Genomic DNA, 25,065 nt, shown 5'->3' with positions numbered 1-25,065 from the left:
TCCCGTTACGGCCTGTCGAGTCCGAATGGAAGCAGTCATTCCGGGGGTCGGAGGAGACGGCGTGAAGGAGATCCGCATAACCTCGGGAGTCCGACGGGGAGGGACGAACACGTGAACGAGGCGAAGGGCCACATATGCCCGCAGTGCGGGGCGCCCCGGGCGACCGACGGCTCCCCGTCCTGCACCTGTACCCAACGGGCGTCCGACGCGCTGCGCGACGCGCGCACGGCGGAGGCGGCAGCGGCGGAGGACTTCGACCCCCTGCGGATCAGACCGTATGTGGAACTGGAGGGCAACTCACAGGAGCAGCCCCCCATGCAGGCACCCGCGCCACCCGAGGGTGAGACGCAGCAGTTGCCGGCAGTCGAGCAGACGATGCCACTGCGCGCGGTACCGCCGACGGCCCCGGACATGAACGACCTGAGCCTGTTCGAGGGCGGCGAGGACATCCCGGAACCGCTCGCCGACGGCGACCACCCGCGCCGTCGCCGCCGTACCGTGCTCCTCGCCGCCGCGGGAGCCGTCGTGGCGGTGGTGGCGGCGGCCGGTTTCGCGAGCGGCATGCTCTCGTACGAGACGCCGTCGCGGAACGAGGCGGCCCCGAAGGACGTCCGCGCGAGCGTCCCCACGGCGTCGAAGAGCGCGGCACCGGTGACACCGTCCACGAGCGCCTCTACGTCCGTACAGCCGACGTCGGCGTCTCCGTCCCCGACGCTCAGCGCGAGCACGTCACCGTCGACGACGAGCAGCCCGTCCGCCACGGCGTCACGGTCCCCGGCCTCCAGCCCGACCCCGACGACCAGCGCCACGGCGTCGGGCGCGTCCGCCACCGACCGCCAGGGCAGCAGCACCGCCCCGGTACTGCAACGCGGCGACGAGGGCCCCGAGGTCACCGAACTCCAGCTCCGGCTGGCCCAGTTGAACCTCTACACCGGCCCCGACAACGGCGTCTTCGACAAGCAGGTGCAGTCCTCGGTACGCACCTACCAGCTGGCGCGCGGCATCCAGTCCGACACGCTCGGGGTGTACGGGGCGGCAACACGAGCAAAGCTGGAGTCGGAGACGACCGAGCCGTAACACCGCCCCCTCACTCGCAGAGGCCCAGGCGCCCAGGCGGCCCGCCCCTACCCCACGTACAACCGAATCTCCCCGCCCACGCCCTCCACCCGCACCGCACGCAAATCCCGCACCACCACGTCCGGCCGGTGGAACGCGGCCTGCGGCCCGACCCCCACCACACGCATCCCGGCGGCGCGCCCCGCCGCGATCCCCGCCCCGGAGTCCTCGAAGACGACACAGTCCGCGGGCGTGATGCCCAGTTCGGCGGCGCCCTTCAGGAAGCCCTCGGGGTCGGGCTTGCTGGCGCCGACCGACTCGGCGGTGATCCGGACGTCCGGCAGTTCCAGCCCGGCCGCGCCCATCCGCGCCGTGGAGAGCGCGACGTCCGCCGATGTCACCAGCGCGTGCGGCAGCCCCCGCAGCGAGGCCAGGAACTCCGGCGCGCCCGGGATCGGGACGACGCCCTCGACGTCTGCGGTCTCCTCGGCGAGCATGCGGGCGTTCTCGGCGTGGTTCTGCTCCATGGGCCGTTTGGGCAGCAGCAGCGCCATGGAGGCGTAGCCCTGCCGGCCGTGCACGACCTTCATGACCTCGTCCGCGTTCAGCCCGTGCCGCTCGGACCAGCGCCGCCAGATCCGCTCGACTACGGCGTGCGAGTCGACGAGGGTGCCGTCCATGTCCAGCAGGAGGGCGCGGGCGGTGAGCACGGTGGTGGCCGTCATCGGCAGGCTCCAAGGAACGGAACGGATGAGTGGGTGCAGGATGGCCCCCGGAGGGACTTTGGGTCTGTCCGCCGGATCATGTCGGAGACGCGGGGTCGATGAGGCGCCGCCACTTCCCTCCGACCTGATCCGGCGGACAGACCCAAGTGGCCCCGTCCGCCGGTCAGGGAAAACGGACGGGAGCCACTTTGTTTCTCTACGATACAAAACCGGACCGGCATCGCGCCACCATCCCCGGAAACAGTTCACTCACCGTTCAGCTCGCGCGCCCGCTCAGCCCGCCACGGCCTCCCACAGGCTCCACGCTCCCAGCGCCAGCATCAGCACCGCCGCGACCTGCGTGATCAGCTTCAGCGGCACCCGCTTCATCAGGGCCTTTCCGCCGACGATGCCGAGGCCGGCGACCGCCCACAGCGCCAGCACCGCGCCGAGACCGACGGAGAACGGATCGTCGTAGCGGGCGGCGAGGTTGGCCGTCATGATCTGGGTCAGATCACCGAACTCGGCGACCAGGATGAGCATGAACCCGGCACCGGAGACCTTCCAGAAGGACTGATCCTTGGGCCCCCGGACCTCCTCCTCGTCGTCGCCCTTCTTGAAGAGGAGCACCGCGGCCCCGCCCAGGAAGAGCACACCGGTCACCGCGGCCACGAGCTGCTGCGGGAGCAGGGTCAGCACACTGCCGGCCGCGACCGCCAGCACCACATGCAGCAGGAATGCGGCTGCGACGCCGGCGAAGACGTACGAGGCGCGGTAGCGGGTGCCGAGGACGAGTCCGGCGAGTGCGGTCTTGTCGGGGAGTTCGGCCAGGAAGACGACGCCGAAGACTAGCGCCGTCACACTGATGCTGATCAAGGTTCCTCAATCGGTCGGGTACTGCCCCACCGAGAGTGCGATGACCGTCTGCGGACACCTCGGCACGGCAGCACACGCGGATGGTGCACTGCTTTACCGAAGGTCTCGCTGGCCGATCCATGCGCTTCAACGCAACGGATCTGCCTCCGGGCGCCGGCTCAGACGAGCTGAGCAGTATGTCGACGGTCCGGCGAAGAGCTACTCCCCTTCTGCGCCATTCATAGTACGCGACCGCCAAAGCATTGCATTGTCATGCACACGTCACTAACTTCTTACCGAACGCACACCCGGCCGCAACACGGCACCGCAAGCATTCCTTCGCTCGACTCCAACACCCCCACGCCACAAGGGAGTTCGTATGCCGAAGTTCTACGCGCGTCGACGGCTGAGCATACTCGCGGCTCTTACCGGATTCATAGCCTCTGTCGCGCTCTTCAACGGCCCGACCGCCTCCGCCGCCCTCCCCACCCCCGTCAGCGCCGCCACCGCCCGCACCTACCTCGCCTCGCTCACCGTGGCCACCGAGGTCCGGACCGGCTATGACCGTGACCTGTTCCCCACCTGGATCACGATCAGCGGCACCTGCAACACCCGTGAGTACATCCTCAAGCGGGACGGTACGAACGTCGTCACCAACTCCGCCTGCACCGCGACCAGCGGCAGCTGGTACTCGGTCTACGACGGCGCCACCTGGACCGCCGCCTCCGACCTGGACATCGACCACCTCGTCCCGCTCGCCGAGGCCTGGGACTCCGGCGCCCGCAACTGGACCACCGCCCAGCGCCAGGCCTTCGCCAACGACATCACCCGGCCGCAGCTGATCGCCGTCACGGACAACGTCAACCAGTCCAAGAGCGACCAGGACCCGGCCGAGTGGATGCCCCCGCTCACCTCGTACGCCTGCACGTACGTCCGTGCCTGGGTCCAGGTGAAGTACTACTACGACCTCTCGGTCGACACCGCCGAGAAGGCCAAGCTGACCTCGGTTCTCAGCGGCTGCTGATCTCCCTGGAGATCTAGGCGCCGGCCTCCGTCGTTCCGTACCGTACGGGGCGACGGAGGAAGGTGATCAACCTTGGCCGGACTGCGCCTTGGACCACTGCTTCGCTACGCCGACGGCTCGTCCGCGACCGTGTGGGTCGAGGCGAGCCGTCCATGTACCGCCGAGGTGCGCTGCGCGGACGGGGCCGGCGGCACCGCCCGCACCTTCCAAGTCGCGGGCCATCACTACGCGTTGGTGCCGGTGGAGGGCCTCACGCCCGGGACCTCGACGCCGTACGACGTCCTCCTTGACGGTACGCGGGTGTGGCCGCTGCCCGACTCGCCGTTCCCGCCCCCGGTGATCCGCGTCCCGGAGGCCGACGGAACCGTCCGCGTCGCGTTCGGCTCCTGCCGGTGGGCCGCGCCGCCCGCCGACGACCACGACCCGGTGGGCCCGGACGCCCTGGACACGCTGGCCTCGCGCATCGCGCGCGACCCGGAGGCCGAACGGCCGGACGTACTCCTCCTGTTGGGCGACCAGGTGTACGCCGACGAGGTCTCCGACGCGACCCGCCGCTGGCTCTCCGCCCGCCGCGACCTGAGCGAGCCGCCCGGCGGCGAGGTCGCGGACTACGAGGAGTACACGCGCCTCTACTACGAGTCCTGGCTGGACCCGGAGATCCGCTGGCTGCTGTCCACCGTGCCGTCGTGCATGATCTTCGACGACCACGACGTCATCGACGACTGGAACACCAGCGCCTCCTGGCTCGCCGACATGCGGGCCACCCCGTGGTGGCGCGAGCGGCTGCTGAGCGGGCTGATGTCGTACTGGGTGCACCAGCACCTGGGGAACCTCTCCCCCGCCGAACTCGCCGCCGATCCCCTCTACTTGGCGATCCGTGACACCCCGGACGGCACCGACGAACTCCGCGCCTTCGCCTGCAGGGCCGACGCCGACCCGGCCTCCGTCCGCTGGAGCTACCGGCGCGACTTCGGCCGCGTACGCCTGCTGATGGTGGACAGCCGCGCCGCTCGCGTCCTCGAAGAGCAGAAGCGCGCGATGCTCGACCCCGGCGAGGCCGACTGGCTGCGCACCGAGGCGCTCGCCGAACCCGGTTCCTACGACCATCTCCTCATCGGCACCTCACTGCCCTGGCTGCTGCCGCACCTCATCCACGACGCCGAGTCCTGGGACGCGGCCCTGTGCCGGGGTGAACGGGGCGTCCGCTGGGCCGAGTTCGGCGAGAAGCTGCGGCGGGCCGCCGATCTGGAGCACTGGGCGGCGTTCCCGGACTCCTTCGAGGAGCTGGCGGGGCTGATCGCCGAGGTGGGGTCGGGCGCGGCGGCACCGGCGTCGGTGCTCGTGCTGTCGGGGGACGTGCACCACGCGTATGTCGCGGAGCCCAAGTGGCGTACCGGCGGCCCGACTTCGCGCGTCCTGCAGCTGACCTGCTCCCCCGTCCACAACTCCGTCCCGGCCTACATACGGGTCGGCTTCCGCTTCGGCTGGAGTGCCGTCGCCCGTGGCCTGGGCCGCCGCTTCGCCCGGCACGGCCGCTGCGCCGATCCCTCGGTCAAGTGGCGGAAGACGGGCGGGCCTTGGTTCGGCAACCAGCTCATGACCCTTACGCTGCACGGCCGTTCGGCCCGGCTTCGGTTGGAGCAGGCGCGGGCGGACGGGACGCTGAGGACCGTGGAGGAGTCCCCGCTGACATCCCCGTGACCTCACTGAGGGCATGATGAGGCGGACCGTCCGCTTCCGGTGGGCGGTCCGCTCCATTGCGCCCCACACGCCCGGGAGTCCCCCCTTTGTCTGCAGTGAACGCGTCCGACGACGAACCGGCATCCGTCTCCGTCGCCGTGGTCGGCGCCGGTCCGCGCGGCACCAGCGTCCTGGAACGCCTCTGCGCCTCGGCTCCCGAACTCCTCCCGCCCGGCACCCGGCTAACCGTCCACGTCGTCGACCCGGCACCCCCGGGCCCGGGCCGCGTCTGGCGCTCCGCGCAGTCCCCCGAGCTGCTGATGAACACCGTGGCCTCCCAGGTGACCCTCTTCACCGACGACAGCGTCGACTGCTCGGGCCCGATCCGCCCCGGCCCGAGCCTGCACGAGTGGGCGCCCGCCGAACTGGGCCCCGACGACTACCCCACCCGCGCCCACTACGGCCGCTATCTGGAGTGGGTGTTCGCCCGCACGGTCCACGAGGCGCCGGACTCCGTCGAGGTCGCGACACACCGGGCGAGCGCGATTCGTCTCGACGACACACCCGACGGCCACCAGTCCCTCACCCTGGACAACGGCCGTACCCTGTCCGCCCTTTCGGCGGTGGTCCTGGCCCAGGGCCACCTCCCGACGCTCGGCGACACGACCCAACGGCGCCTCGCCGCCTACGCCTGCCACCACGGCCTGCGCCACATTCCGCCCGCCAACCCGGCCGACGCCGACCTGTCCGCCGTACAGCCGGGCGAACCAGTGCTGTTGCGCGGTCTCGGTCTCAACTTCTTCGACCACACGGCCCTGTTGACGACGGGCAGGGGCGGCTGTTTCGTCCGCGCGGAGGACGGCTCTCTCCGCTATCTGCCCTCCGGCAACGAGCCCCGCCTGTACGCCGGTTCACGCCGAGGCATCCCGTACCAGGCCCGCGGCGACAACGCGAAGGGCCCGCACGGCCGCCACACCCCCCTCGCCCTCACCCCGGAGGCCATAGCCGCCTTCCGTAAACGCGCCGACTCCGGCGAGCCCCCCGAATTCCTCACGGAGATATGGCCGTTGGTGGCGAAGGAGGTGGAAACGGTCTACTACGCCACGCTGCTGCGGACGCTACGGCCGTCCTGGCGCCCGGAGCCGGAGTTCACCGGGCGCTTCCTCTCCGTCCCGCACCGCGATCCCCAAGAGGCGCTGATACTCGACGAGTTCGGAATCCCGGACGCCGAGCGGTGGAGCTGGGACCGGCTGTCCCGGCCGTACCCGGACCGCGCTCTCGCCGCCCCGGCGGCCTGGCGGGACTGGCTGCTGTCGTATCTGCGCGAGGACGCCGGGCAGGCCGCGCTCGGCAATGTGGACGGCCCGCTCAAGGCCGCCCTGGACGTGCTGCGCGATCTTCGCAACGAACTGCGGCTGGTCGTCGACCACCGCGGCCTCGCCGGCGACTCGCGCCGCGACCACCTGGACCGCTGGTACACCCCGCTCAACGCGTTCCTGTCCATCGGCCCGCCCCGGCGCCGTATCGAGGAGCTGGCCGCGCTGGTGGCGGCGGGCGTGGTGGAGGTGCTCGGGCCGCGGCTGGAGGTGCGGGAGGCAGAGGGCGCCTGGGTGGCGCGCTCCGCCGCGATACCGGGCTCGGCGGTGCGGGTGACCACGCTCGTCGAGGCCCGGCTCCCGGAACCGGACCTGCGGCGCACCGCCGACGCGCTGCTCGGCCGGCTGCTGAAGAGGGGCGGGTGCCGGCCGCACACCGTGGACGGTTACGAGACGGGCGGGCTGGATGTGACAGCGCGCCCGTACCGTCTGATAGACCGTCAGGGACGGGCGCACGCACGGCGGTTCGCGTTCGGGGTGCCCACGGAGGGCGTCCACTGGGTGACCGCGGCGGGCGCCCGGCCCGGCGTCGACTCGGTCACGCTGTCGGACGCCGACGCGGTGGCGCGAGCGGTTCTCCGGGCCGCGACGACAGGGCGGACGCCGTCGACCGACGCCCGCCCCTGGACGTATCCGCAGCTCAGGGAGCCCAGCCGAACGGCACGGTGAAGCAGGCCGCGCGGACCTCGCTGCCCGGCATCTCGTGGATCACGACGGAGGACGCCTCGCCCTCCCGGAAGTTCCAGTCGTGCCGGGCGCTCGCCTCACCGGCGCCGTGCTCGTCGGCCGTGAAGCCGAGCCAGACCTCGTTGTCGGCGCTGACGTCGGCCGGGTCGGTGGACGGCTTGTGCTGGAAGTGCCCGCCCGCGGCGGCGGGGTCCGCGCCGCACGGCTTCTGGTGCACATGGACGGCGTACGCGTGCCCCGGCACCATCCCGTCGACCCGCAGCCGTACGGTCGTGGCACCGCCCACCGTCGTCCGCTGGCCGACCTCGATCCACGCGGCGGCGGGGACGAGCTTCGTGTCGTACGTCACCGCCGCCGACGGAACGAGGGCGCCGACCGGCGCGAACCGGGCGTCCGTCCGCATCGAGTAGCCGTCCGGGGTACCGGTGTTGGTGCCGCCGCTCGCCAGTAGGGCCGCGACGACGGCGCCCGCGCACATGCCTGCCACCATGATGTGTACCGTTCCTTACGTTCAGGTGTACTTGAAGCCCCTTTACGTTGCTACGGGATGCGGACCCGCCCCGCCCCTCGGGACGGGCAGCCGAGTGAACAAGCTGTGCCGATCACACGCACCCCCCGTGAATCTCCTGTCCCACCCAGGCGTACGCTGTATGGCTGTCACTGGCCGTCCTTGCCGCGGCCCACGGGGGAGTTCACGGGGAGCCGCGTTGTTCGAGAGTGTGGGGTCGCTGACCGGCAGCCCATGGATCTACGCCATGATCGCCCTGTCCGTGCTGCTTGATGTGTTCCTGCCGGTACTGCCGAGCGGGGTCCTGGTCATCGCGGCGGCCACGGCGGCGGCAGCGGGCACCGGCGCGGCGACCGACGCCGTGCCCGTCCCGCACGAGGTCCCCAGCATCCTGGCCCTGATCGCGTCGGCCGCCGCCGCGTCCGTCCTGGGCGACCTGGTGGCGTACCGGCTGGCCTGGCTGGGCGGCGAACGCCTCGACCACGCCATCTCCCGCTCCCGCCGGCTCACGACCGCGCAGGAACGTCTCGGCCACGCCCTTGCCCGCGGCGGCGGCGCCCTGGTCATCCTGGCCCGCTTCGCCCCCGCCGGCCGCTCGGTGGTGTCCCTCGGCGCGGGCGCCGCCCACCGCCGAGTCCGCGACTTCCTCCCCTGGTCGGCCCTGGCGGGCCTGTCCTGGGCGGCGTACAGCGTGGCACTCGGCTACTACGGCGCCCAGTGGCTGGGGACGACGTGGCTGGCGACGGGCGTGTCGCTGGCGGCGCTGTTCGGGGCGGGGGCGGGGGCGGCGTATGTCATGCGACGGCAGCCGGGGGCGACGGAGGCGACGGCCGCGCCGTAGAGGGCCCCGGGCGCCGGAGCCGTCGCGCCAAGGGGCCTGGGCGCCGGAGCTATCGTGCCGTAAGGGCCGGGCGCCGCAGGCGACCGCCCTTAGGGGCGCGGGGCTGTGACATGTGCGGCTCCGCCGCGTGGGCGCGACCAGCCCCCACCGGCCCGCGCTTTGATCACGGCGCCACCCGCGAAGCGCCCGCACCTCTCACCGCGAAACCCCCCTCACCTCAAGCCCCGCGAGCAGCTCAGCCGTCGCGTCGGCAATCAGATCAACCGCGCGGTCGAAGACCTCGCGATTGTGCGCGGCGGGCGCCCGGAACCCGGAGACCTTGCGCACGTACTGCAGCGCGGCGGCGCGAATCTCCTCCTCCGTGGCCTCGTCGGGCAGGGCGGGCGGTCGAAGAGTCTTGATACTGCGGCACATACGTCCAGTCTCGCGCCCCGGAAGCGATACCGCCGCCACTCCCCCGAACACACCTGCGATGATCCTGCCGAGGCGGCCACCGTCACCCTGCACGGGGCCGACCGACGAGAGGACCGACAACATGGCGAACAACGAACTCACCGTGGCCGTACTGGGCCCCGGCGGCGTGGGCGGCCTGCTCGCGGCGCTGCTGTCCCGGGCCGGCCACCGGGTGATCTGCCTGGCCGGAGCAGAAACGGCCGCGACCCTCCGCAGCAACGGAATCCGGGTCCGCAGCGCCCCCTTCGGGGACTTCACGGCACCGGTGGAAGCGGACACGGAACTGCGCGAACCGGTCGACGCCTGCCTGATCACGGTCAAGGCGACGGCACTCGACCCGGCACTGGCCCGCGTCCCCGCGACCGCACTGGGCGACGGCCTCCTCGTCCCGTTCCTGAACGGCGTCGAACACCCGGCCCACCTGCGCGCCCACTACCCGCCCACCCAAGTCGCCCCCGCGATCATCCGAGTCGAGTCAACTCGCGTCGCCCCCGGGGTGATCGAGCACGGCAGCCCGTTCGCGGAGATCGACGTCACGGGCGACCCGGTCCCCCGCGAACGCCTGGAGGCACTGGCAGCCGCACTGCGCGCAGCCGGCCCCACGACCCGGGTCCTGCCCGACGAGACAGCGGCACTCTGGGCCAAGATGACGTTCCTGGCCCCACTGGCCCTCCTCACCACCCGGTACAACCTCCCCCTCGGCGACGTACGCACGCGCCACCGCGAGGAGTTGACGGCCCTGCTGGAGGAGACGGCGGCGGTGAGCCGCTCCTACGGCGGCCCGTCCGACCCGGCGGGAGCGCTGGCCCGCTACGACACGTTCCCTCCGGGCACCAAGTCCTCGATGCAGCGCGACGCGGAGGCCCACCGCCCGCTCGAACTGGACGCGATCGGCGGGGCGTTGCTGCGGGCGGCGGAGCGGCACGGGATCGCGGTGCCGGTGGCGGCAAAGCTGGTACGGGAGTTGGGCACACCGGGCGCCAACTGAACCGCGCCTCAGGCCCCGAGGTCGAGCCGCCAGTCGTTCGAGGTGAGCCAGTGCCCCTTGGGGTACTCGAACTCCACCTCGCCGAGCAGGGTGAACCCGGCTTTCCGGCAGACCGAGTTGGACGCGTGATGGCCGACGCTCGGAAAGGCGTGCACATGCCGGTTCCGCCCCGCTGCCCGTGCCGCTTCGATGACGGCGCGGGCGGCGAGGGCGGCAAGCCCGCGCCCCTGGAACGCGGGCAACACCCCCCACCCGGTCTCCCACACCGGTTCACCCCGCCACTCCCGCTCCCAGTACCCGATCGAACCGACGGTCTCCGCACTCCCCGCCGACTCGACCCGGTACATGCACCCCAACTCCAGCCCGACGTACCGCCGATGCCGGGCCTCGATCTGCGCCTCGGTCTCGGGACCCCCCAAGTGCTCGGTCATCTCAGGGCTGTTGAGCCGACCCAACAACCAGAAGTCACTGTCCGCCCACGGCCGGAGCCGCACCCGTTCCACGTCCATGCCGACCACAGTAGGCAGCCCCACTGACACCGCCAGGTTCCTCGGCCACCATGGCCGCCCACACCCGTTCGTATGAAGTCCCGGAAGGAACTCGCGACCCAAATTCGAACAGGCGTAGCATTAGCGCGTGGCAACGACCTACGACTTCCCGAGTGACCTCCTCGCCGGTCAGGAGGAGCTGCATCAGGTCCGGGCCGAGCTGGCGACCCTGCTGAAGCGGCTGCCCTGGTCGGTCGAGCCCCTGGACGGGTTCAGCGACACGGGCGGCTGGCGCAAGGTGGAACGGCCCGCCTCCCCGGGCTGGACGCCCGACGAACAGGCCGAGGTGGAGAAGCTCCGGCAGCGCGAGCACGAACTCGCGGTCTTCGTCAGCGGCCACCGCTTCTGGACGGAGGTCACCGCGGCGGAGCGCGTGGAATCACGGATGAAGCTGAAGCACGCCCACGAGGCGCCACCGGTGGACGAAAAGGCGGACAATGGGTGAGTTAAGCCTTATATCGCCGAAACAACCGAGAGGCGGCGACCGATCATGGCCGACCACCCGCACGCACTCCTCGTCCGCAAGGGCTACGACGCCTTCGTCCGCGGCGACATGGACACCCTGCGCTCACTGATGTCCTCGGACGTCACGCACCACGTTCCCGGTACCCACCCGCTGTCCGGCGACTTCAAGGGTCTGGACGCGACCATCGACATGTACGGTCAGCTCTTCGCGCAGACGAACGGCACCCTGCACGTCGAACTGCGCAACGTCCTTGTCGACGGCCGGGGCCACGCGGTCACACTCCACCGCATCACGGCCGAGCGCGACGGCAAGCGCATCGACGAGACCGGCGGCATCGTGTTCCGCATCCTCGGCGACAAGATGACGGACCTGGACGAGTGCGTCGAGGACATCGACAAGGCGAACGAGTTCTGGTCCTGACCCCGCCGTCCCCGAACTACGGCTTGCGCAGCGCCCGTTGGGCCAGCGCCAGGGCAGCGACAGCCCCGGCGACTCCCACCACCCCCACGACCGGCACCCCGCCGAAACGGACCCCGGTGCCGGTCCCCGCCCCGTCCCCGACCGCCCAGAAGCCGCGCGTCGCACGCCACGACAGCACCGACCACCGCGACTGCGCCGACAGCACGGAACCCGTACTGAGCCACGAGCCCGCCGAGACCACCGACAGCGCCGAACCGATCGACCCGGCCGACAGCGAGCTCCCGATCGACCCGACGGACAGGGCCGACCCGACGGACCCGATGGACAGCACCGACCCCACCGAACCGATCGACAACACCGAGTCCTTCGACCACAGGGACAACACGGAGCCCGAGGGCGTGGCGCCAGGTTGAGTCATGAGCCCATCCTGCCCACCGCCCCCGAAATCCGCGAGCGCCTTCCGGTACCTTCCGTAGAATCCCGCGCGTGACCGGAAGCGTCGTGCTGTGGGACTTCGACGGAACCCTGGCCTTCAGGGACGGCATGTGGCGCGGCTGCCTGGTGGAGGCGTTGACCGAGGTCGCACCCGGTCACGGCGTGGCCCGCGCCGATCTGGCACCCGGGCTGCACGACGGATTCCCCTGGCATCGGCCCGAGACCGGGCATCCCGCCCTCAACACCCCTGACACCTGGTGGGACGCCCTTCATCCGCTCTTCGTGAAGGCCTACGTCGGCGCGGGCGTCGACGCCGAACCGGCCGCCCGCGCCGCGCGGGGCGTACGGGCGCACTACACCGACGCGACCCGGTGGACCGTCTTCCCCGACACGACCGCCGCGCTCGCGGAACTGACCGCGGCCGGCTGGCGCCACGTCGTCGTCAGCAACCACGTCCCGGAACTCGACGGCCTGCTACGGGATCTCGGCCTCGCCGGACACTTCGCGACCGTGGTCAACTCCTCGCTGATCGGCTGGGAGAAGCCGAACCGCCGGATCTTCGAGACGGCCCTGGACCTGGCCGGGGATCCCGAGCGGGTCTGGATGGTCGGCGACAACCCGATGGCCGACATCGCCGGAGCGCAGGCCCTCGGAATCCCCGGCATCCTCGTCGACCCGGCCCGGGACGGGCTGCGCGCGGCTGTGCGGCGCATCCTCACCGGCTGCTGAGAAGGCTCACCGAAGACAAAAGACAAAGGCCCAGGTCACCGGATTCACACCGGCTGACCTGAGCCTCTGACCTGCTACTGATCCTGGTGGGCGCGGACGGTTTCGAACCGCCGACATTCGCCTTGTAAGGGCGACGCTCTACCCCTGAGCTACGCGCCCAGGACGATTCGACAGCCTACATTGCCAGGGGGCCTGTCCTGCAAACCCGTATCCCCACGGAGATGTGCCGGGGGTTTTCCCCACCCCGAGTCCGGGAGCGCGCCGGATGCCCCTCAGGAGCGTCGCTCCCTACGGTCGAGGGGAGCCGTAGGAGTCACCGGGACTCCGCGACCGTCCCAGGGGGAAATCGCCGTGACCCGCACCCGCAGCACCCGCCGTGTCCTCACCGCTACCGCCGGTGTCGCCCTGCTTCTCACGGGTGCCACCGCGTGCGCCGGTGCCTCCGCCGGTGACGACAAGCATCCCGATCAGCGGACCTTCGCGCTGTCCGGCCGTACCCTCACCATCGACTCGGACGACTCGGCGCTCGAAGTCGTCGCCGCGGACTCCAACCCGGCGGGGAAGATCGAGGTCACCCGGTGGTGGCAGGGCAGCGTGGCGCTCGGTTCGGATCCCAAGGTGACCTGGGCCATGAAGGGCGACCGGCTGGTGCTGCGGCTGAAGTGTTCCGGGGTGATCGCCGACTGTTCGGCCAAGCACCGGATCGAGGTGCCGCGCGGGGTCTCCGTGAAGGTGGAGGACGGGGACGGGAGTGTGCGGGCACGGGGGTTCGAGGACGCGCTGAGTGTGCGTACCGGCGACGGTTCCGTGCATGTGACCGACTCCACGGGGCCGCTGACGCTGCACACCGGGGACGGGTCCGTGCACGCCGAGGTGTCGTCCCGGGAGGTGCGCACGACCACCAGCGACGGGTCGGTGCATCTGGAACTCGGGGCCGTACCGGATCTGGTGGAGTCCCGCAGCGGCGACGGGTCGGTGACGATCACGTTGCCGAAGGGCGATGGCACGAAGTACCGCGTGACGACCAGGACCGGGGACGGATCGGTCGATGTGTCGGTGCCCCGGGACTCGTCGAGTTCCCATGTGGTGAGCGCCCGTACGAGCGACGGGAAAGTCACGGTGCGGAACGCGAACTGACCGGCCCGTGTGTTCGTCCTCTACCGGTGGGAGAATGACAACGGTCAGGACGCAAGACACGGGAGAGGGATGTGACGGCGACACCTGCGCAGCCGTATTCGCCGCTCACACGGCCCCGGCGCGGTTCCGCAGCCGCCCGTGCCGCCTTCGACACCCTCACGCTGATGAGCCTGCCGCTGCTCGCCGCGCCGGCGCTGGCCGCCGCGTTCGCGGGCGGTGGCACCCGGCGCTGGTTCGGCGGGCGGGCGGAGAGTCAGCGGGCCGAGGCGCAGGCGGCGAAGGACGCCGCCGCCGCGGCGTTCTACGAGCTGGACACCGCCCAGCGGGATCTGCGGATCTCGATAGACACCATCACCGCGGTCGACGCCTCGCCGGCCGCGCGCCGCGCGGTGACCGACTTCGAGGCGCTGGGCCGGCGGATCGACGAGGCGAGCGGCCGGTACATCAACGCCGTCGACGCGCACGACCTCGACCGCGACGACCTGGAGGCCGCCGCCGCGAACCGCGCCCGCGCCGAGCTGACCGCCGCCAAGGACCAACTCGGCCAGGTCAAGCAGGAGTTGGACCGGTTCGAGAGCGGGCTCGGGCCGCTGCTCGGCAAGGCGGAGACACAGCTCGCGCGGCTGGCGCCGGCCGTGGAGCGGGCCCGGCAGGCGCTGCTGGCCGCGAGCAACGCGCTGGACGCCGTAAGGGCGTCGGGGCTGCGCGCCGACGATCTCGCCGGGCGGCTCGCCAAGCTCGGGCCGGAGCTGACGAAGCTGAACCAGGGCGCCGGGCAGCACGGGGTGCCGCAGACGCTGGAGCGGGCGACGCAGGTCGCGCGGGAGGCGGAGGCCATCACGGCCGAGGCCGGTCAACTGCCCGAGCGGGCCGCCGAGATCGACCACCGGCTGGTGTCGCTGCGGACCCGCGCGCAGGCGCTGACCACCCGCGCGGGGCAGGTCGACCCGGTGCTGAGCGAGCTGCGGCGGCGGTTCTCGGCCGCCTGCTGGCAGGACCTCCAGCACGTGCCCGACCAGGCCGGCGAGAACGTACGGCAGGCCGAGCTGAAGCTGAAGGAGGCGCAGGCCGCGCGGGACGCACAGCGCTGGCCGGACGCCACGTCACTGCTGTCGACGGTACGGGCGCTGCTGAACACCACCGACGAGGCCGTGTCGGCGGCCGGTGACCGGCTGCGGCGGCTGAACGCCGTACAGAAGGACCCCCAGCAGGAGATCGACCGCACCCGCTTCGCGATCCGCGACGCCCAGCGCCTGGCCATGTCGGGGCGGACCACACCCGAGCCGCGGCACGCCCGTCCGCTCGACGACGCCGTGGCCCGCCTGGACCGCGCGGTCGCCACGCTGGAGGGCCGCCACCCCGACTACTGGCACTTCCTGACCGAGACGGAGGCCGTACGGCAGACGGTCGCGCGGGTGGTCGGCCAGATCCGCGAGGAGCGCGGGACGCCCGGGCACAACTGAGGCCCCTCTCCTACGGCACGAAGGCCTCCCGCAGCACATCCCGCACCGAGGTCGGCAACCGGATCAACCTGCGACGGATCATCGGACTGTGGCGGTGCTCGACGTCCGGGGCGCGGGCCATCGGCCGCTGTCGCGGTACGGTGTGCGGCAGTCGATCGCCCGTTCTGTGATCGCTGACCAACAAGGCTGACCAACAAGGGGGTTTCATGAATCACCGCCGCCCGCTCCACCGTCGAAGACTGATCGCGATATCGGTCGGTTCGGCGGCTGCGCTGGCCGTCGCGTTGGGTGTGGGGCTGACGTCGGCGATGGCCACCGGGACGCCGTCCGCAAAGCCTGCGGCCACCGCGTCCTCGTCCGCCCCGAGCACGCCCTGGGCGCCCGAGAACGACGAGGCGCCGCTGGGCAACCAGAAGGCCGTGCACCCTCAGACTCTCGCGGCCGACCGCAAGGCCGCGTCCGCTCTGCAGCTCAAGATCCCCGCACCGAGCGGGAAGTACAGCGTGGGCATGGTCGGTCTGCACCTCGTCGACAAGACCCGTACAGATCCGTACGTGTCCAGCAGCACGTCCCGCGAGCTCATGGTCTCGCTCTGGTATCCGGCCACCGCCACGTCCGGGCACTATCAGGCGCCGTGGATGCCGTCGATCTCCGGCGCCCACTTCCTCGCCACGCGCGGGTTGTCGCCGCAGCTGGTGACCCTGCCGACCACGGCGGGTCATGTTCTCGCCCCGGTGAACACCACGCTCGGCAAGCTGCCCATCCTGCTGTACTCGACCGGGCTGCACTCGGACCGTGCGATGGGCACCGCGCTCGTCCAGGATCTCGCCAGCCGCGGCTACCTCGTCGTCACCGTCGACCACACCCACGACGCCAACGAGGTGCAGTTCCCCAGCAACCGGCTTGAGACCAACAAGATGCCGTCGGGCACGCACTCCTCCGACACCCTCAAGGTGCGCGCGGCCGACATCAAGTTCGTCATCAACCAGCTCAAAACGCTCAGCACGGGCGGCAACCCGGACGCCGGCAAGGCCACGCTCCCCACCGGGCTGACGAAGTCGGTCGACATGACCCGTATCGGGATGTTCGGCTGGTCGCTGGGCGGCGCGGCGGTCGTCAACGCCATGCAGCTCGACAGCCGTATCGTCGCCGGCGCCAACCTGGACGGCCAGTTCTTCGGGACGGCGCCGAGCAAGGACCTGAAGCGCCCCTTCATGCTCTTCAGCTCCGCCAACCACAACCGCAACAACGACGCGTCGTGGCGCACGCTGTGGTCGCACCTGAAGGGATACAAGGTCGACATCAAGCTCAAGGGCGCGGCGCACCTGTCCTTCAGCGACAACGAGTGGATGCTGGCCCAGGAGGCTCAGCTGCTCGGGCTCTCCAAGGCGCAGCTCCAGCAGCAGTACGGCACGATCGACCCGACCCGCGCGATCGCGGTCCAGCGCGTCTATCTCGCGGCCTTCTTCGACCAGGAGCTGCGCAAGCAGCACAGCACCCTGCTCGACGGGACCAGCAGCAAGTACCCGGAGATCTCGTTCGTCCCCTGACCTGACGACTGATCAGACATCCGGCATCCGAAGGGCGGATCCCGTTCGCGGGCCCGCCCTTCGGCATGTCGGGAGTGATGGTGGCCCGGTATCTGCCGGCCCGCCGCCCAGTGGTCCGTTCACACGTACGACACTGGGATGATTGTGTGATGGTAATGTGATGACGCAGGGCTAGAGTGTTTGACTGGTCGAACATTCAGGCGCCCGGCGCCAGTTGAGGAAGGATTCCCTGCCCTGCCCTCCGCTCCCCGGGCGCCGCGCCGACACCGCATCCGCCGCCGCGCCGACATGCCGATACTTGGCGGGGTGCGCCCGCCGATCGCCTCACTCGTCGTACTTCTGCTGGTGGTCGCCACCCTGACCATGATCGCCCTCGACGGCATCCACGCCGGGCGGGTGCCGCAGGCCGCGTTGGACGGGGAGCAGCAGATCGCCGCGGACACCTCGCTGTCGATGCGCACCACGATCGACGCAGAGGCGCGCACGGTACGCCGTACAGCCGACGCGTACCCGGCGACAAGCACCTCGACCCCCGCGACCGCACTCAAAGGACTGACTTCTGCCAAGAAGGCGATCCTCGGCGGTGTGCTGCTCGACCCGCACACCGGCAAACTCCTGGCGGCCGGCGGGAAGACCGTGCAGCTGGCCGGCGTGAACGTCGTCAAGGCGGCGTCCGGGCACGGGGCGATCCCACCCCGGCTGGTGACCTCGGCCGGCACGCGGCAACTGCTGTACTTCGCCAGGCTCACTCTGCCCGCGCAGCAGGAGGACGCCAACCAGGACCAGAACCAGGTCCTGACCCAACGGCGTTGGCTGCTGGTGGTCTCCGAGGCGCTCCCCGCCCCCACGGTGTACGGCGACGGACGCACCGCCCAGTTGCTGGACGCGAGCGGCACCGCGCTCGCCACCAAGTCCCACGGCACGGCGTCACCGGCCGCCGCCGAGGGCGGTCTGCCCTCGGCGGCGAGCCGCGCGGCGAAGGAGTCGGCGCGTGACACCGACGCCTCGGGAAGCCTGCTGGGCGCCGCCACGGGCAGTGGGCGCACGGTGGCCGGCTGGGCCCAGGTCGCTTCGACGACCGGTCCGGGCGACACCGACGACCTCGGTCTTGTGGTGCTCACTCACCGCGCGGTGTCCGCCACGACCACCGCCGTCGACTATTCGGGCTTCGCGCTCCAGGCAGCGGGGGCGCTGGCCCTGCTCGCGCTGCTGCTCGGGCTGGCCCTGCACTACTCCCTGCAGCGGCCGCTGCTGCGGCTGTACCTGTCCGCCGGCCGCCTGGCCCGCGGCACGACCGAGGACGGGCCGACCGCGTGGGAGGAGCTGTCCCGGCCGGTGCCGGTGCACGGCTTCGGGGAACTGGCGCGGATCGGGCGGGCGTTGGAGTCGCTGCGCCGACAGCTGCTCGGCGAGAGCGGCCCGCAGGAGTTCCCGGCCCGGCGCGGACCGGGTTACCGGGCGCTGGCCGTGGTCGGCGTGCTGGTGGTGGTCTGCTGGACGGTACCGATGATCTTCGTGCTGAACCGGGCGGACACCGCGACCGCGGTTCCGGCTCCGGTCCTCGCCGTCCAGCAGACGCGCACCGAGATCGCGTCGAACCGGATCCGGCAGTCCCTCGACCAGCTGTACACCGACCTGAGCGACGCGACCGCGAGCCTGCCGGGCACGAGCAGGGCCGCCCAGGCCAAGGTGCTGCGGCACACCCTCACCGACCACAAGCAGTACCGCTCGCTGTATCTCCTGGACCGCTCGGGCCGCATCACGCTGCGCGTGGGCGACACACCGCTGCGCACCCTCGTCCACGTGCCCGACGGCGGCGGGATCACCACCGTCAACGCCTCGGGCCGGATCCCGGCGATCGCCGCCTACGCCCAGGTACCGGCCGCCAAGGGCAAGGCCCCGGCGGCCGGGGTGGTCCTGTTCGGCGAGATCGACGTGAAGGCGCTCAACTCCATCCTGCCCAGGCCGAAGCTGGGCAGCGTCTGGGTGACGGACGACGACGACAAGGTGCTGGCGGCGAGTGTGGGCTACCGCGCCTTCCAGTCCCTGCCCGACTCCGGCCTGAGCCGTCTCGCCCGCGCCACCCAGGGCGCCCCGGGGACCGCGGGCACCGCGGTCTCACGGGTGCTCCACACGTCCTCGGGCCCCTCGGTCGACGCTGCCGCGCCGCTGGCACAGAGCGGCCCGACGGCCCGCCTCGGCTGGCACGTGGTGACCGCGGAACCCGCGGCCGCGCTCCAGATTCCCGCGGTGCAGGCCGAGCAGCGCACCATGCTCGCGGGGATCCTGGGCCTCACCATGGGCTCGGCCTGCCTGGGCTGGCTGTACGTCGTGGTGATCCGGCCGCTGCGCTCGGTCGCGGTACTCGTCGAGCGGCTCGCCGGCGGAGACCGCCGCACCGTGCTGCACCCGGTCAACCACGACGAGATCGGCTCGGTCACCCGCAGCCTGGAACTGATGCGCCAGGCCCTGGCGGAACGCGACCGGGCGGACAGATCCAGCCACGCAGCCGGGCCCTCCCCGTCCCTGCGCCAGACCACCCTCCAGCGGTAGTAAGGACGGAATCGACGTGCTCTTCCTCTACGTCATAGTCCTGCTGTGCTGCGCCGGGCTGTGGATCGCCGGAATCGTGGAACAGCGGCGGCACTTCGCCTCGCTGGCACAGATACCGACGCGGGTGCTGGTCAACGGCATCCGCGGCAAGAGTTCGATCACCCGGCTGTGCGCGGGCGCGCTGCGCGGCGGCGGCCTGGTCACGGTGGCCAAGACCACCGGCACCGCGGCCCGGTTCATCCATCCGGATGCCACCGAGGAGCCGGTGTACCGCAAGTTCGGGCTGGCCAACATCGTCGAGCAGATCGGCATCGTGCGGCGGGCGGCCACCTACCGGCCGGACGCGCTGGTGATCGAGTGCATGGCGGTGATGCCCGCGCTGCAGGAGATCAACCAGGAGAAGCTGATCCGTTCCACGATCGGCGTGCTGTGCAATGTCCGCGAGGACCACCTGGAGGAGATGGGGCCGACGCTGGACGATGTCGCCCGCTCGCTCTCCCGCTCGATGCCGGTGGGCGGGGTGTGCGTGACGGCGGAGAAAGACCGGCTGCACATCCTCCAGGAGGAGGCCGACAAGCGGAACTGCCGTCTGATCGCGGTCGATCCGGAGTCGGTGACCGACGCCGAGCTGCGCGGCTTCAGCTGGTTCACCTTCAAGGAGAACGTGGCGATCGCGCTCGCCGTCGCCGAACTGCTCGGCGTGGAGCGGCAGACCGCGATGCAGGGCATGTGGGACGCGCCGCCCGACCCGGGCGTGCTGTCTGTGGAACGCTATGTCACCCCCGAGGGCAAGCAGCTGCGGTTCGCCAACGTCTTCGCGGCCAACGACCCCGAGTCGACGCTGATGAACGTCCAGCAGCTGGAGGATCTGGGCGCGATCCGACGGCCGGTCGGCGTCGTCATCAACTGCCGCCCGGACCGGGTGGAGCGCAACGGCCAGATGGGCGCGATCGTGCCCGACCTCGGCGCCGAGACGGTGTTCCTGATCGGCCACCCGACCAAGAGCGCCCGCGACGCGATCCCGGCCGGCTTCACCGGGCGGGTGGTGGATCTCGGCGGCGACCGCCGGGACCCCGAGGAGGTGACCGAGGCGATCCTCGCGGAACTCGGCCCGAGCTCCTCGCTGGTGGCGATCGGCAACATCCACGGCCAGGGCGAGCTGTTCCTGGAATGCCTGGCCGAGCTGCCGCTGGACGACTCCGAGGACCACCTGTTCGACGCCGTACCCGCCGGCGACGGCCTGGACCAGGAGACCATGCAGATCGTGTTGGTCCGGCCCCAGGTCGCGACGGCCCGGCCGCCCGAGCCGGAGCCGTACAGCTGGGTGGCACCGCTGGAGACGACCCAGAGCATCCACATCCCGAATCAGCGCGAACTCGCCCGCCAGTTCGCCGCCCGCCAGAGCCGGCCCGACAGCCAGAGCGCCACAGACGACCCGCGTTACTCCTACGATCAGTCCCAGTCCCCGAGGAACCCGTGATCCCCGCCAACCTCACCGCCCAGACCGCCGCGCTCGGGATCGCCCTCGGGCTGGTCTTCTCGCTCGTCTGCTACCTGACCACCAACCTCTCCCCCGGAGGGATGATCACCCCGGGCTGGATCGCCCTCACGCTCCTCACAGACGTGCAGATGGCCGGGCTGATGGTCGCTGTAGCGGTACTCACGTACTTCACGACGAAACTGCTGCAGCGCACGGTGATTCTCTACGGCAAGCGGCTGTTCGCCGCCGTGGTGCTGAGCGCGGTGCTGATACAGACCACCGTGATGCTCGCCCTCAGTCACGAGTTCCCGCTGCTGTACACATCTCAGACCCTTGGCTTCATCGTCCCGGGTCTGGTCTCCTACCAGATGGTCCGTCAGCCGATAGCGGCCACACTCATCTCGACCACGGCGGTGACGCTGGCCACGTACGTGGTGCTGGTCTCCGGTCTCCTGATCGGCGTCCTGCCCACCGGCTGACTCGCCCCCTCTCACCCCCGTACTTCCAGGAGGAACGGCCATGCACTCCCACTCCGCCGGCAGACGCAGCCGCCCGACCCGCCGCGCCCTGCTCGGGACGATCGCGGGCGTGGCGGCCGCCGGGGTGGCGGGCGGATACGCCTGGAACCACCTGGAAAACGGCAGCGACGACAGCGTCGGCACCGCCGCCGACGGCGCGGGTACCGGCTCGAACACCGGGAAGCAGACCTTCGAGCGGCTGTCGGCCCCCGACCGCACCGTGGTCCGCGGCTCCGACGGCGGCACGCTCGCCACGTTCACCGACGGAGCCCGTACGGCCGTACTCACCGGGCCCACCCGCACCTTCAGCGAGCGGCGGACCACCGAGGCCAAGGTGACCACGGAGGCCTGGGTGCGGGTGCTGCCGCACACCTGGCAGGCGGGCATGGAGAAGGCCGCCTGGTTCAAGACCTGGTTCGGCAAGACACTCGGCGACACCAGCCCGGACGTCTTCGCGGTGGCCTTCCAGTACAGCAGCGCCGGAGCGGCCGACAAGCACAACTCCGACGACGTGCGCTACGCGGGCACCGCACACTTCGGCCCGCGCAATTCCAAGGTCGCCAACCCGCTGGACTTCGCCTACTACGACGAACAGTCCGACTTCTACGACTATCTGGGCGTCCCCTGGGACTTCCCGGACGGCACGCGCGTGCAGCCGGAGCAGGCCCGCTACGGCTGCGTCGACTGCTCCGGCTTCCAGCGGCTGGTGTGGGGCTACCGCATGGGCATCCCCATGCACAACACCAACACCAAGGGCACCGGTCTGCCGCGCCGCGCCTTCGCCATCGCCGCCTACGGTCCCGGCCGCCTGGTGATCCCCCACACCGGCACGAAGCAGGCCACCGACCTGAGCATCCTGCAACCCGGCGATCTGGTCTTCTTCGCCATCATCAAGGACCGGCCGGACTTCATCGACCACGTGGGCATCTACATGGGCCTCGACGACCAGGGCCGCCACCGCTTCTACTCCAGCCGCTCCGCCGCCAACGGCCCGACCATGGGCGACCTGTCGGGCCACGCGCTGCTGGACGGCACCGACTTCTACGCCCGCGGCTTCCGGTCGGCCCGCCGCCTGTGATCCCGCCGCCGGCACACCGCAGCCCCACCTGACCTGCTGACCCGAGGACCACTGCCATGACCGCCATCTCCGCCGCCCGGCCCACCGGAGCGCACCGAGGCCGCCGGGCGGCGAACCGCCGAACCGGCCCGCCGGAAGACGCCCCGCGCTGGGAACGCCCGGCACTCGCCGCGGTGCTGGCCGTCGCCACGGCGCTGTACTCCTGGGGCATCGGGCACGCCGCGCTCCACCCCTTCTACGGTGCGGCGATACGGTCGATGGCCGGCGGCTGGCGTGCCTTCTTCTTCGGCGGGCTCGACACCCAGGGTTCGATCAGCATCGACAAGCTCCCCGGCGCCTTCTGGCCCGACGCCGTCTCCGTCTGGCTCTTCGGCCCGCACACCTGGGCGGCCGCTCTTCCGCAGGTCGTCGAGGGCGTGCTGACGGTCTGGCTGTTGCACCGCATCGTACGGGCCTGGGCCGGGCCGTTCGCCGCGCTGATCGCCGCGCTGACGCTCACCCTCACCCCGGTCACCGTGGTCCTCAACCGGGCCACCATCCCGGACACCGCGCTCACTCTGCTCCTGGTGGCGGCCGCCGGAGCGCTGCAGAAGGCGGTGCGCACCGAGCGGCTGCTGCCGCTGATCACCTGCGGGATCTGGATCGGGCTCGCCTTCCAGGCCAAGATGCTGCAGGCGTGGCTGGTGCTGCCGGTCTTCGCCGCCGTATACCAAATCGCCGCGCCCGGCACGCAGTTGAAGCGGGCTCTGCGCTTTCTGCTGGGCGGTGCGGTCGCGCTGGCGGTCTCCTGCTTCTGGGTACTGATCGCCTGGGTGACACCGGTCGCCGACCGCCCGTACCTCGACGGCACGTCCGACAACAATCCGTTCGCCCTGGTCTTCGGCTACAACGGCCTGAGCCGCTTCAGCAGCGATTCCACCGCGTTCGGCGCCGTCGCCGGCACCGCCAACAGCCGCACCACCGGCAACACCGGCTGGAACATGCTGATCAACGACACGGTCGGCCCGCAGGTCGCCTGGTTCCTGCCGCTCGCCGTGCTCGCCGCGGTCCTGGGCATCGTCTGGCGCACCGGGCAACCGCGAACCGACATGCTGCGCACGGGATTTCTGATGTGGGGCGGCTGGCTGGCCGTGCACGCCGTGGTGTTCAGCGCCTCCAACGGCAACCACGCCTACTACATGGCCGTCATCGCCCCGGCACTCGCCGCGCTGACCGGCGGCGGACTCGCGCTCTTCCGGTCGGAGTACGAGTCGGCGTACGACCCGGAACACAAGCCCGAGCCCGAGCCTGAGCCGGAACCCGAACACGAGTCGGCGTACGAGCCCGAACACGAGCCGGAGCGCTGGTCGCCGTACGCGTCGGCATACGAATCGGAGCACGGGTCGGCGGACGAATCGACGCATGGGTCGGAGGACAGGTCGGGCGGCCGGCGGCACATGGCGCTGCCGGCGGCGATCGTGCTGACGGTGGTGTGGGCGCTGGTGCTGGACTGGCCGACCCGATTCGTCTCCTGGCTGCTGCCGATCGCCGTGATGCTCGCGCTGTGCGGGGTGGCGGGCCTGTGGAGCCGCGGGCCGCGCACCTCCCCGCGGATGGTCCACGGCGCCCTCGCCGCCGGGATCGCGGCCACCCTGGTCGTACCGGCCGGCTGGGCCCTCTCCAGCCTCGACCCGCTCTACGCGGGCGCCTCCACCGCGCCGATAGCCGGTCCGGTCGGCAACGCGTACTACAACAGCGTCCGTGATCACCACGCTCCGCGGCGGATAGCGCTCGACCGGCCCAGCGCCCGCGACACCGCCCTGCTCGACTACCTCACCAAGCACCGCCGCGGCGAGAAGTACCTGCTGGCCACCCAGACCGCCTACGCCGCCGAGCCCCTGCTGCGAGCGAAGTCCGAACCGATCCTCGTCATGGGCGGTTTCACCGGCAACACCCCCTTCCCCACCACCCAGCAGCTCGGCAGCCTCGTCACCGCCCACCAGGTGCGCTACGCGCTGCTCACCACCCAGCGCCCCACCACCGCCGCCACCACCTGGGTGAAGTCCCACTGCACCCGTATCCCGCCCGCCTCCTACGGCCGCCGCACCGGCGGCAGCTTCACGCTCTACGACTGCAACCGTCCCTAGAGACCGAGCGGTGTTCGGGATGTGCGGCAGGGTCAGTACGAACCTGCCGCAGGACAACCCGTGCGGGGGATGTCGACCTGGGTCTTCGTCAACGATGCTGCCGCCGCGCCCTGACCTCGAGCACGAGCACGGTGACCAGCGGCACCAGGCCCACGACGGTCAGCAGCAGCCCGACCGCAGGGTCGACACCGAGCAGCCTGGGCAGGATCGTCAGCAGTCCCCACAGGCCCAGCACCATCTGCACCAGACGGGGATTGCGCAGGCCCGCGGCAGCGGGCGGCGCCTCCCGGCCTCGGTCCCGTACCAGACCGACCCCGCCGGCCACCCCCACGGCGGCCAGCGTGGCGAAAGCGATCCACAGCACGAGCGTCGTCGCACTGTCCATCTGCA

Annotated in this window: 24 protein-coding genes and 1 tRNA gene; 17 read left to right on the top strand and 8 right to left on the bottom strand. The window is 71.1% G+C overall.

Going from position 1 to position 25,065, the window contains the following annotated elements; genetic code table 11:
• Nucleotides 1-111: 111 nt before the first annotated feature.
• A complete protein-coding gene (locus OH768_RS36465; protein WP_406460189.1) occupies nucleotides 112-1,077 on the top strand; it encodes a peptidoglycan-binding protein in 966 nt (321 codons plus the stop codon).
• Between the two features lie 47 nt (nucleotides 1,078-1,124).
• Here the strand turns inward: OH768_RS36465 and OH768_RS36460 are convergent, their stop codons facing one another.
• Both OH768_RS36460 and OH768_RS36455 read right to left on the bottom strand, forming a co-directional pair.
• A complete protein-coding gene (locus tag OH768_RS36460; protein ID WP_406460188.1) occupies nucleotides 1,125-1,781 on the bottom strand; it encodes an HAD-IA family hydrolase in 657 nt (218 codons plus the stop codon).
• Between the two features lie 273 nt (nucleotides 1,782-2,054).
• A complete protein-coding gene (locus OH768_RS36455; protein WP_406460187.1) occupies nucleotides 2,055-2,636 on the bottom strand; it encodes a TMEM165/GDT1 family protein in 582 nt (193 codons plus the stop codon).
• Nucleotides 2,637-2,994: 358 nt separating this feature from the next.
• On the opposite strand from OH768_RS36455, the gene OH768_RS36450 reads away from it, so the two are divergent.
• The 3 genes from OH768_RS36450 to OH768_RS36440 all read left to right on the top strand — a co-directional run bounded on the left by OH768_RS36450 (nucleotide 2,995) and on the right by OH768_RS36440 (nucleotide 7,364).
• Nucleotides 2,995-3,639 (top strand): HNH endonuclease family protein, encoded by a 645-nt coding sequence (locus OH768_RS36450; RefSeq protein ID WP_019067131.1) that lies wholly within the window; start codon nucleotides 2,995-2,997, stop codon nucleotides 3,637-3,639.
• Between the two features lie 72 nt (nucleotides 3,640-3,711).
• Complete coding sequence (locus tag OH768_RS36445) at nucleotides 3,712-5,340, top strand: alkaline phosphatase D family protein (protein ID WP_406460186.1); 1,629 nt, start codon at nucleotides 3,712-3,714, stop codon at nucleotides 5,338-5,340.
• Between the two features lie 86 nt (nucleotides 5,341-5,426).
• Complete coding sequence (locus OH768_RS36440) at nucleotides 5,427-7,364, top strand: FAD/NAD(P)-binding protein (protein ID WP_406460185.1); 1,938 nt, start codon at nucleotides 5,427-5,429, stop codon at nucleotides 7,362-7,364.
• Here the strand turns inward: OH768_RS36440 and OH768_RS36435 are convergent.
• Entirely contained in the window at nucleotides 7,336-7,872 is a 537-nt protein-coding gene (locus OH768_RS36435; RefSeq protein WP_406460184.1) for a superoxide dismutase family protein, read from the bottom strand. The two genes, OH768_RS36440 and OH768_RS36435, sit on opposite strands and share 29 nt — an antisense overlap.
• Nucleotides 7,873-8,089: 217 nt before the next feature.
• Here OH768_RS36435 and OH768_RS36430 point away from each other — a divergent pair, with 217 nt between their 5' ends.
• Nucleotides 8,090-8,731, top strand: coding sequence for a DedA family protein (locus tag OH768_RS36430; RefSeq protein WP_406460183.1), 642 nt, complete (start codon nucleotides 8,090-8,092; stop codon nucleotides 8,729-8,731).
• 195 nt (nucleotides 8,732-8,926) lie between these two features.
• Here the strand turns inward: OH768_RS36430 and OH768_RS36425 are convergent, their stop codons facing one another.
• Nucleotides 8,927-9,145: a DUF2277 domain-containing protein gene (locus tag OH768_RS36425; protein ID WP_093626182.1), complete on the bottom strand. Its 219-nt coding sequence runs from the start codon at nucleotides 9,143-9,145 to the stop codon at nucleotides 8,927-8,929.
• A 121-nt stretch (nucleotides 9,146-9,266) separates the two neighbouring features.
• On the opposite strand from OH768_RS36425, the gene OH768_RS36420 reads away from it, so the two are divergent.
• Nucleotides 9,267-10,172 carry a ketopantoate reductase family protein gene (locus OH768_RS36420; protein ID WP_406460182.1) on the top strand — a complete coding sequence of 302 codons (906 nt, stop codon included), beginning with the start codon at nucleotides 9,267-9,269 and terminating at the stop codon, nucleotides 10,170-10,172.
• A gap of 8 nt (nucleotides 10,173-10,180) precedes the next feature.
• Here OH768_RS36420 and OH768_RS36415 read toward each other — a convergent pair whose 3' ends face one another.
• Nucleotides 10,181-10,681 (bottom strand): GNAT family N-acetyltransferase, encoded by a 501-nt coding sequence (locus tag OH768_RS36415; protein ID WP_406460181.1) that lies wholly within the window; start codon nucleotides 10,679-10,681, stop codon nucleotides 10,181-10,183.
• Nucleotides 10,682-10,808: 127 nt separating this feature from the next.
• Here OH768_RS36415 and OH768_RS36410 point away from each other — a divergent pair, with 127 nt between their 5' ends.
• Both OH768_RS36410 and OH768_RS36405 read left to right on the top strand, forming a co-directional pair.
• Nucleotides 10,809-11,165, top strand: a complete 357-nt coding sequence (locus OH768_RS36410; protein ID WP_019067123.1) for a hypothetical protein — start codon at nucleotides 10,809-10,811, stop codon at nucleotides 11,163-11,165.
• 45 nt (nucleotides 11,166-11,210) lie between these two features.
• Nucleotides 11,211-11,606 carry a nuclear transport factor 2 family protein gene (locus tag OH768_RS36405; protein ID WP_406460180.1) on the top strand — a complete coding sequence of 132 codons (396 nt, stop codon included), beginning with the start codon at nucleotides 11,211-11,213 and terminating at the stop codon, nucleotides 11,604-11,606.
• Between the two features lie 16 nt (nucleotides 11,607-11,622).
• Here OH768_RS36405 and OH768_RS36400 read toward each other — a convergent pair whose 3' ends face one another.
• Nucleotides 11,623-12,024, bottom strand: coding sequence for a hypothetical protein (locus OH768_RS36400; RefSeq protein WP_406460179.1), 402 nt, complete (start codon nucleotides 12,022-12,024; stop codon nucleotides 11,623-11,625).
• Between the two features lie 68 nt (nucleotides 12,025-12,092).
• On the opposite strand from OH768_RS36400, the gene OH768_RS36395 reads away from it, so the two are divergent.
• Nucleotides 12,093-12,770 (top strand): HAD family hydrolase, encoded by a 678-nt coding sequence (locus tag OH768_RS36395; RefSeq protein ID WP_406460178.1) that lies wholly within the window; start codon nucleotides 12,093-12,095, stop codon nucleotides 12,768-12,770.
• 84 nt (nucleotides 12,771-12,854) lie between these two features.
• On the opposite strand, the gene OH768_RS36390 is transcribed toward OH768_RS36395, so the two are convergent.
• A tRNA-Val gene (locus tag OH768_RS36390) sits at nucleotides 12,855-12,929 on the bottom strand.
• 192 nt (nucleotides 12,930-13,121) lie between these two features.
• Between OH768_RS36390 and OH768_RS36385 the strand changes: the two genes are divergently transcribed.
• From OH768_RS36385 to OH768_RS36350, 8 genes are all read left to right on the top strand, one after another.
• Nucleotides 13,122-13,907, top strand: a complete 786-nt coding sequence (locus OH768_RS36385) for a DUF4097 family beta strand repeat-containing protein (protein ID WP_406460177.1) — start codon at nucleotides 13,122-13,124, stop codon at nucleotides 13,905-13,907.
• Between the two features lie 71 nt (nucleotides 13,908-13,978).
• A complete protein-coding gene (locus OH768_RS36380; RefSeq protein WP_406460176.1) occupies nucleotides 13,979-15,370 on the top strand; it encodes a hypothetical protein in 1,392 nt (463 codons plus the stop codon).
• A gap of 206 nt (nucleotides 15,371-15,576) precedes the next feature.
• Nucleotides 15,577-16,920: an alpha/beta hydrolase family protein gene (locus tag OH768_RS36375; RefSeq protein WP_406460175.1), complete on the top strand. Its 1,344-nt coding sequence runs from the start codon at nucleotides 15,577-15,579 to the stop codon at nucleotides 16,918-16,920.
• Between the two features lie 306 nt (nucleotides 16,921-17,226).
• Complete coding sequence (locus OH768_RS36370) at nucleotides 17,227-19,473, top strand: HAMP domain-containing protein (RefSeq protein WP_406460174.1); 2,247 nt, start codon at nucleotides 17,227-17,229, stop codon at nucleotides 19,471-19,473.
• Nucleotides 19,474-19,489: 16 nt separating this feature from the next.
• Nucleotides 19,490-20,953, top strand: coding sequence for a poly-gamma-glutamate synthase PgsB (pgsB, locus tag OH768_RS36365; RefSeq protein WP_406460173.1), 1,464 nt, complete (start codon nucleotides 19,490-19,492; stop codon nucleotides 20,951-20,953).
• Nucleotides 20,950-21,432, top strand: coding sequence for a poly-gamma-glutamate biosynthesis protein PgsC/CapC (locus tag OH768_RS36360; protein ID WP_406460172.1), 483 nt, complete (start codon nucleotides 20,950-20,952; stop codon nucleotides 21,430-21,432). The genes pgsB and OH768_RS36360 overlap by 4 nt, the downstream gene beginning before the upstream one ends.
• Nucleotides 21,433-21,472: 40 nt before the next feature.
• The gene (locus OH768_RS36355) at nucleotides 21,473-22,549 is read left to right on the top strand and encodes an NlpC/P60 family protein (RefSeq protein ID WP_406460171.1); all 1,077 of its coding nucleotides are present in this window, start codon (nucleotides 21,473-21,475) and stop codon (nucleotides 22,547-22,549) included.
• A gap of 56 nt (nucleotides 22,550-22,605) precedes the next feature.
• Entirely contained in the window at nucleotides 22,606-24,675 is a 2,070-nt protein-coding gene (locus OH768_RS36350) for an ArnT family glycosyltransferase (protein WP_406460170.1), read from the top strand.
• Nucleotides 24,676-24,763: 88 nt separating this feature from the next.
• Here OH768_RS36350 and OH768_RS36345 read toward each other — a convergent pair whose 3' ends face one another.
• Entirely contained in the window at nucleotides 24,764-25,060 is a 297-nt protein-coding gene (locus OH768_RS36345; protein WP_406460169.1) for a hypothetical protein, read from the bottom strand.
• Between the last annotated feature and the right edge of the window lie 5 nt (nucleotides 25,061-25,065).

This window comes from Streptomyces sp. NBC_01622 (genome assembly GCF_045209635.1).
GTDB lineage: Bacteria > Actinomycetota > Actinomycetes > Streptomycetales > Streptomycetaceae > Streptomyces.
Note: the sequence above shows the minus strand (reverse complement) of the source record. Positions and strands in the feature narration are given on the sequence as shown.

Bases quoted from the DNA above. Each gene is read 5' to 3' on its own strand.
- OH768_RS36435 (WP_406460184.1), bottom strand. From the start codon at position 7,872: ATGGTGGCAGGCATGTGCGCGGGCGCCGTCGTCGCGGCCCTACTGGCG.
- OH768_RS36420 (WP_406460182.1), top strand. From the start codon at position 9,267: ATGGCGAACAACGAACTCACCGTGGCCGTACTGGGCCCCGGCGGCGTG.
- OH768_RS36450 (WP_019067131.1), top strand. From the start codon at position 2,995: ATGCCGAAGTTCTACGCGCGTCGACGGCTGAGCATACTCGCGGCTCTT.
- OH768_RS36345 (WP_406460169.1), bottom strand. From the start codon at position 25,060: ATGGACAGTGCGACGACGCTCGTGCTGTGGATCGCTTTCGCCACGCTG.
- OH768_RS36400 (WP_406460179.1), bottom strand. From the start codon at position 12,024: ATGACTCAACCTGGCGCCACGCCCTCGGGCTCCGTGTTGTCCCTGTGG.
- OH768_RS36355 (WP_406460171.1), top strand. From the start codon at position 21,473: ATGCACTCCCACTCCGCCGGCAGACGCAGCCGCCCGACCCGCCGCGCC.
- OH768_RS36350 (WP_406460170.1), top strand. From the start codon at position 22,606: ATGACCGCCATCTCCGCCGCCCGGCCCACCGGAGCGCACCGAGGCCGC.
- OH768_RS36425 (WP_093626182.1), bottom strand. From the start codon at position 9,145: ATGTGCCGCAGTATCAAGACTCTTCGACCGCCCGCCCTGCCCGACGAG.
- OH768_RS36415 (WP_406460181.1), bottom strand. From the start codon at position 10,681: ATGGACGTGGAACGGGTGCGGCTCCGGCCGTGGGCGGACAGTGACTTC.
- OH768_RS36460 (WP_406460188.1), bottom strand. From the start codon at position 1,781: ATGACGGCCACCACCGTGCTCACCGCCCGCGCCCTCCTGCTGGACATG.
- OH768_RS36375 (WP_406460175.1), top strand. From the start codon at position 15,577: ATGAATCACCGCCGCCCGCTCCACCGTCGAAGACTGATCGCGATATCG.
- OH768_RS36405 (WP_406460180.1), top strand. From the start codon at position 11,211: ATGGCCGACCACCCGCACGCACTCCTCGTCCGCAAGGGCTACGACGCC.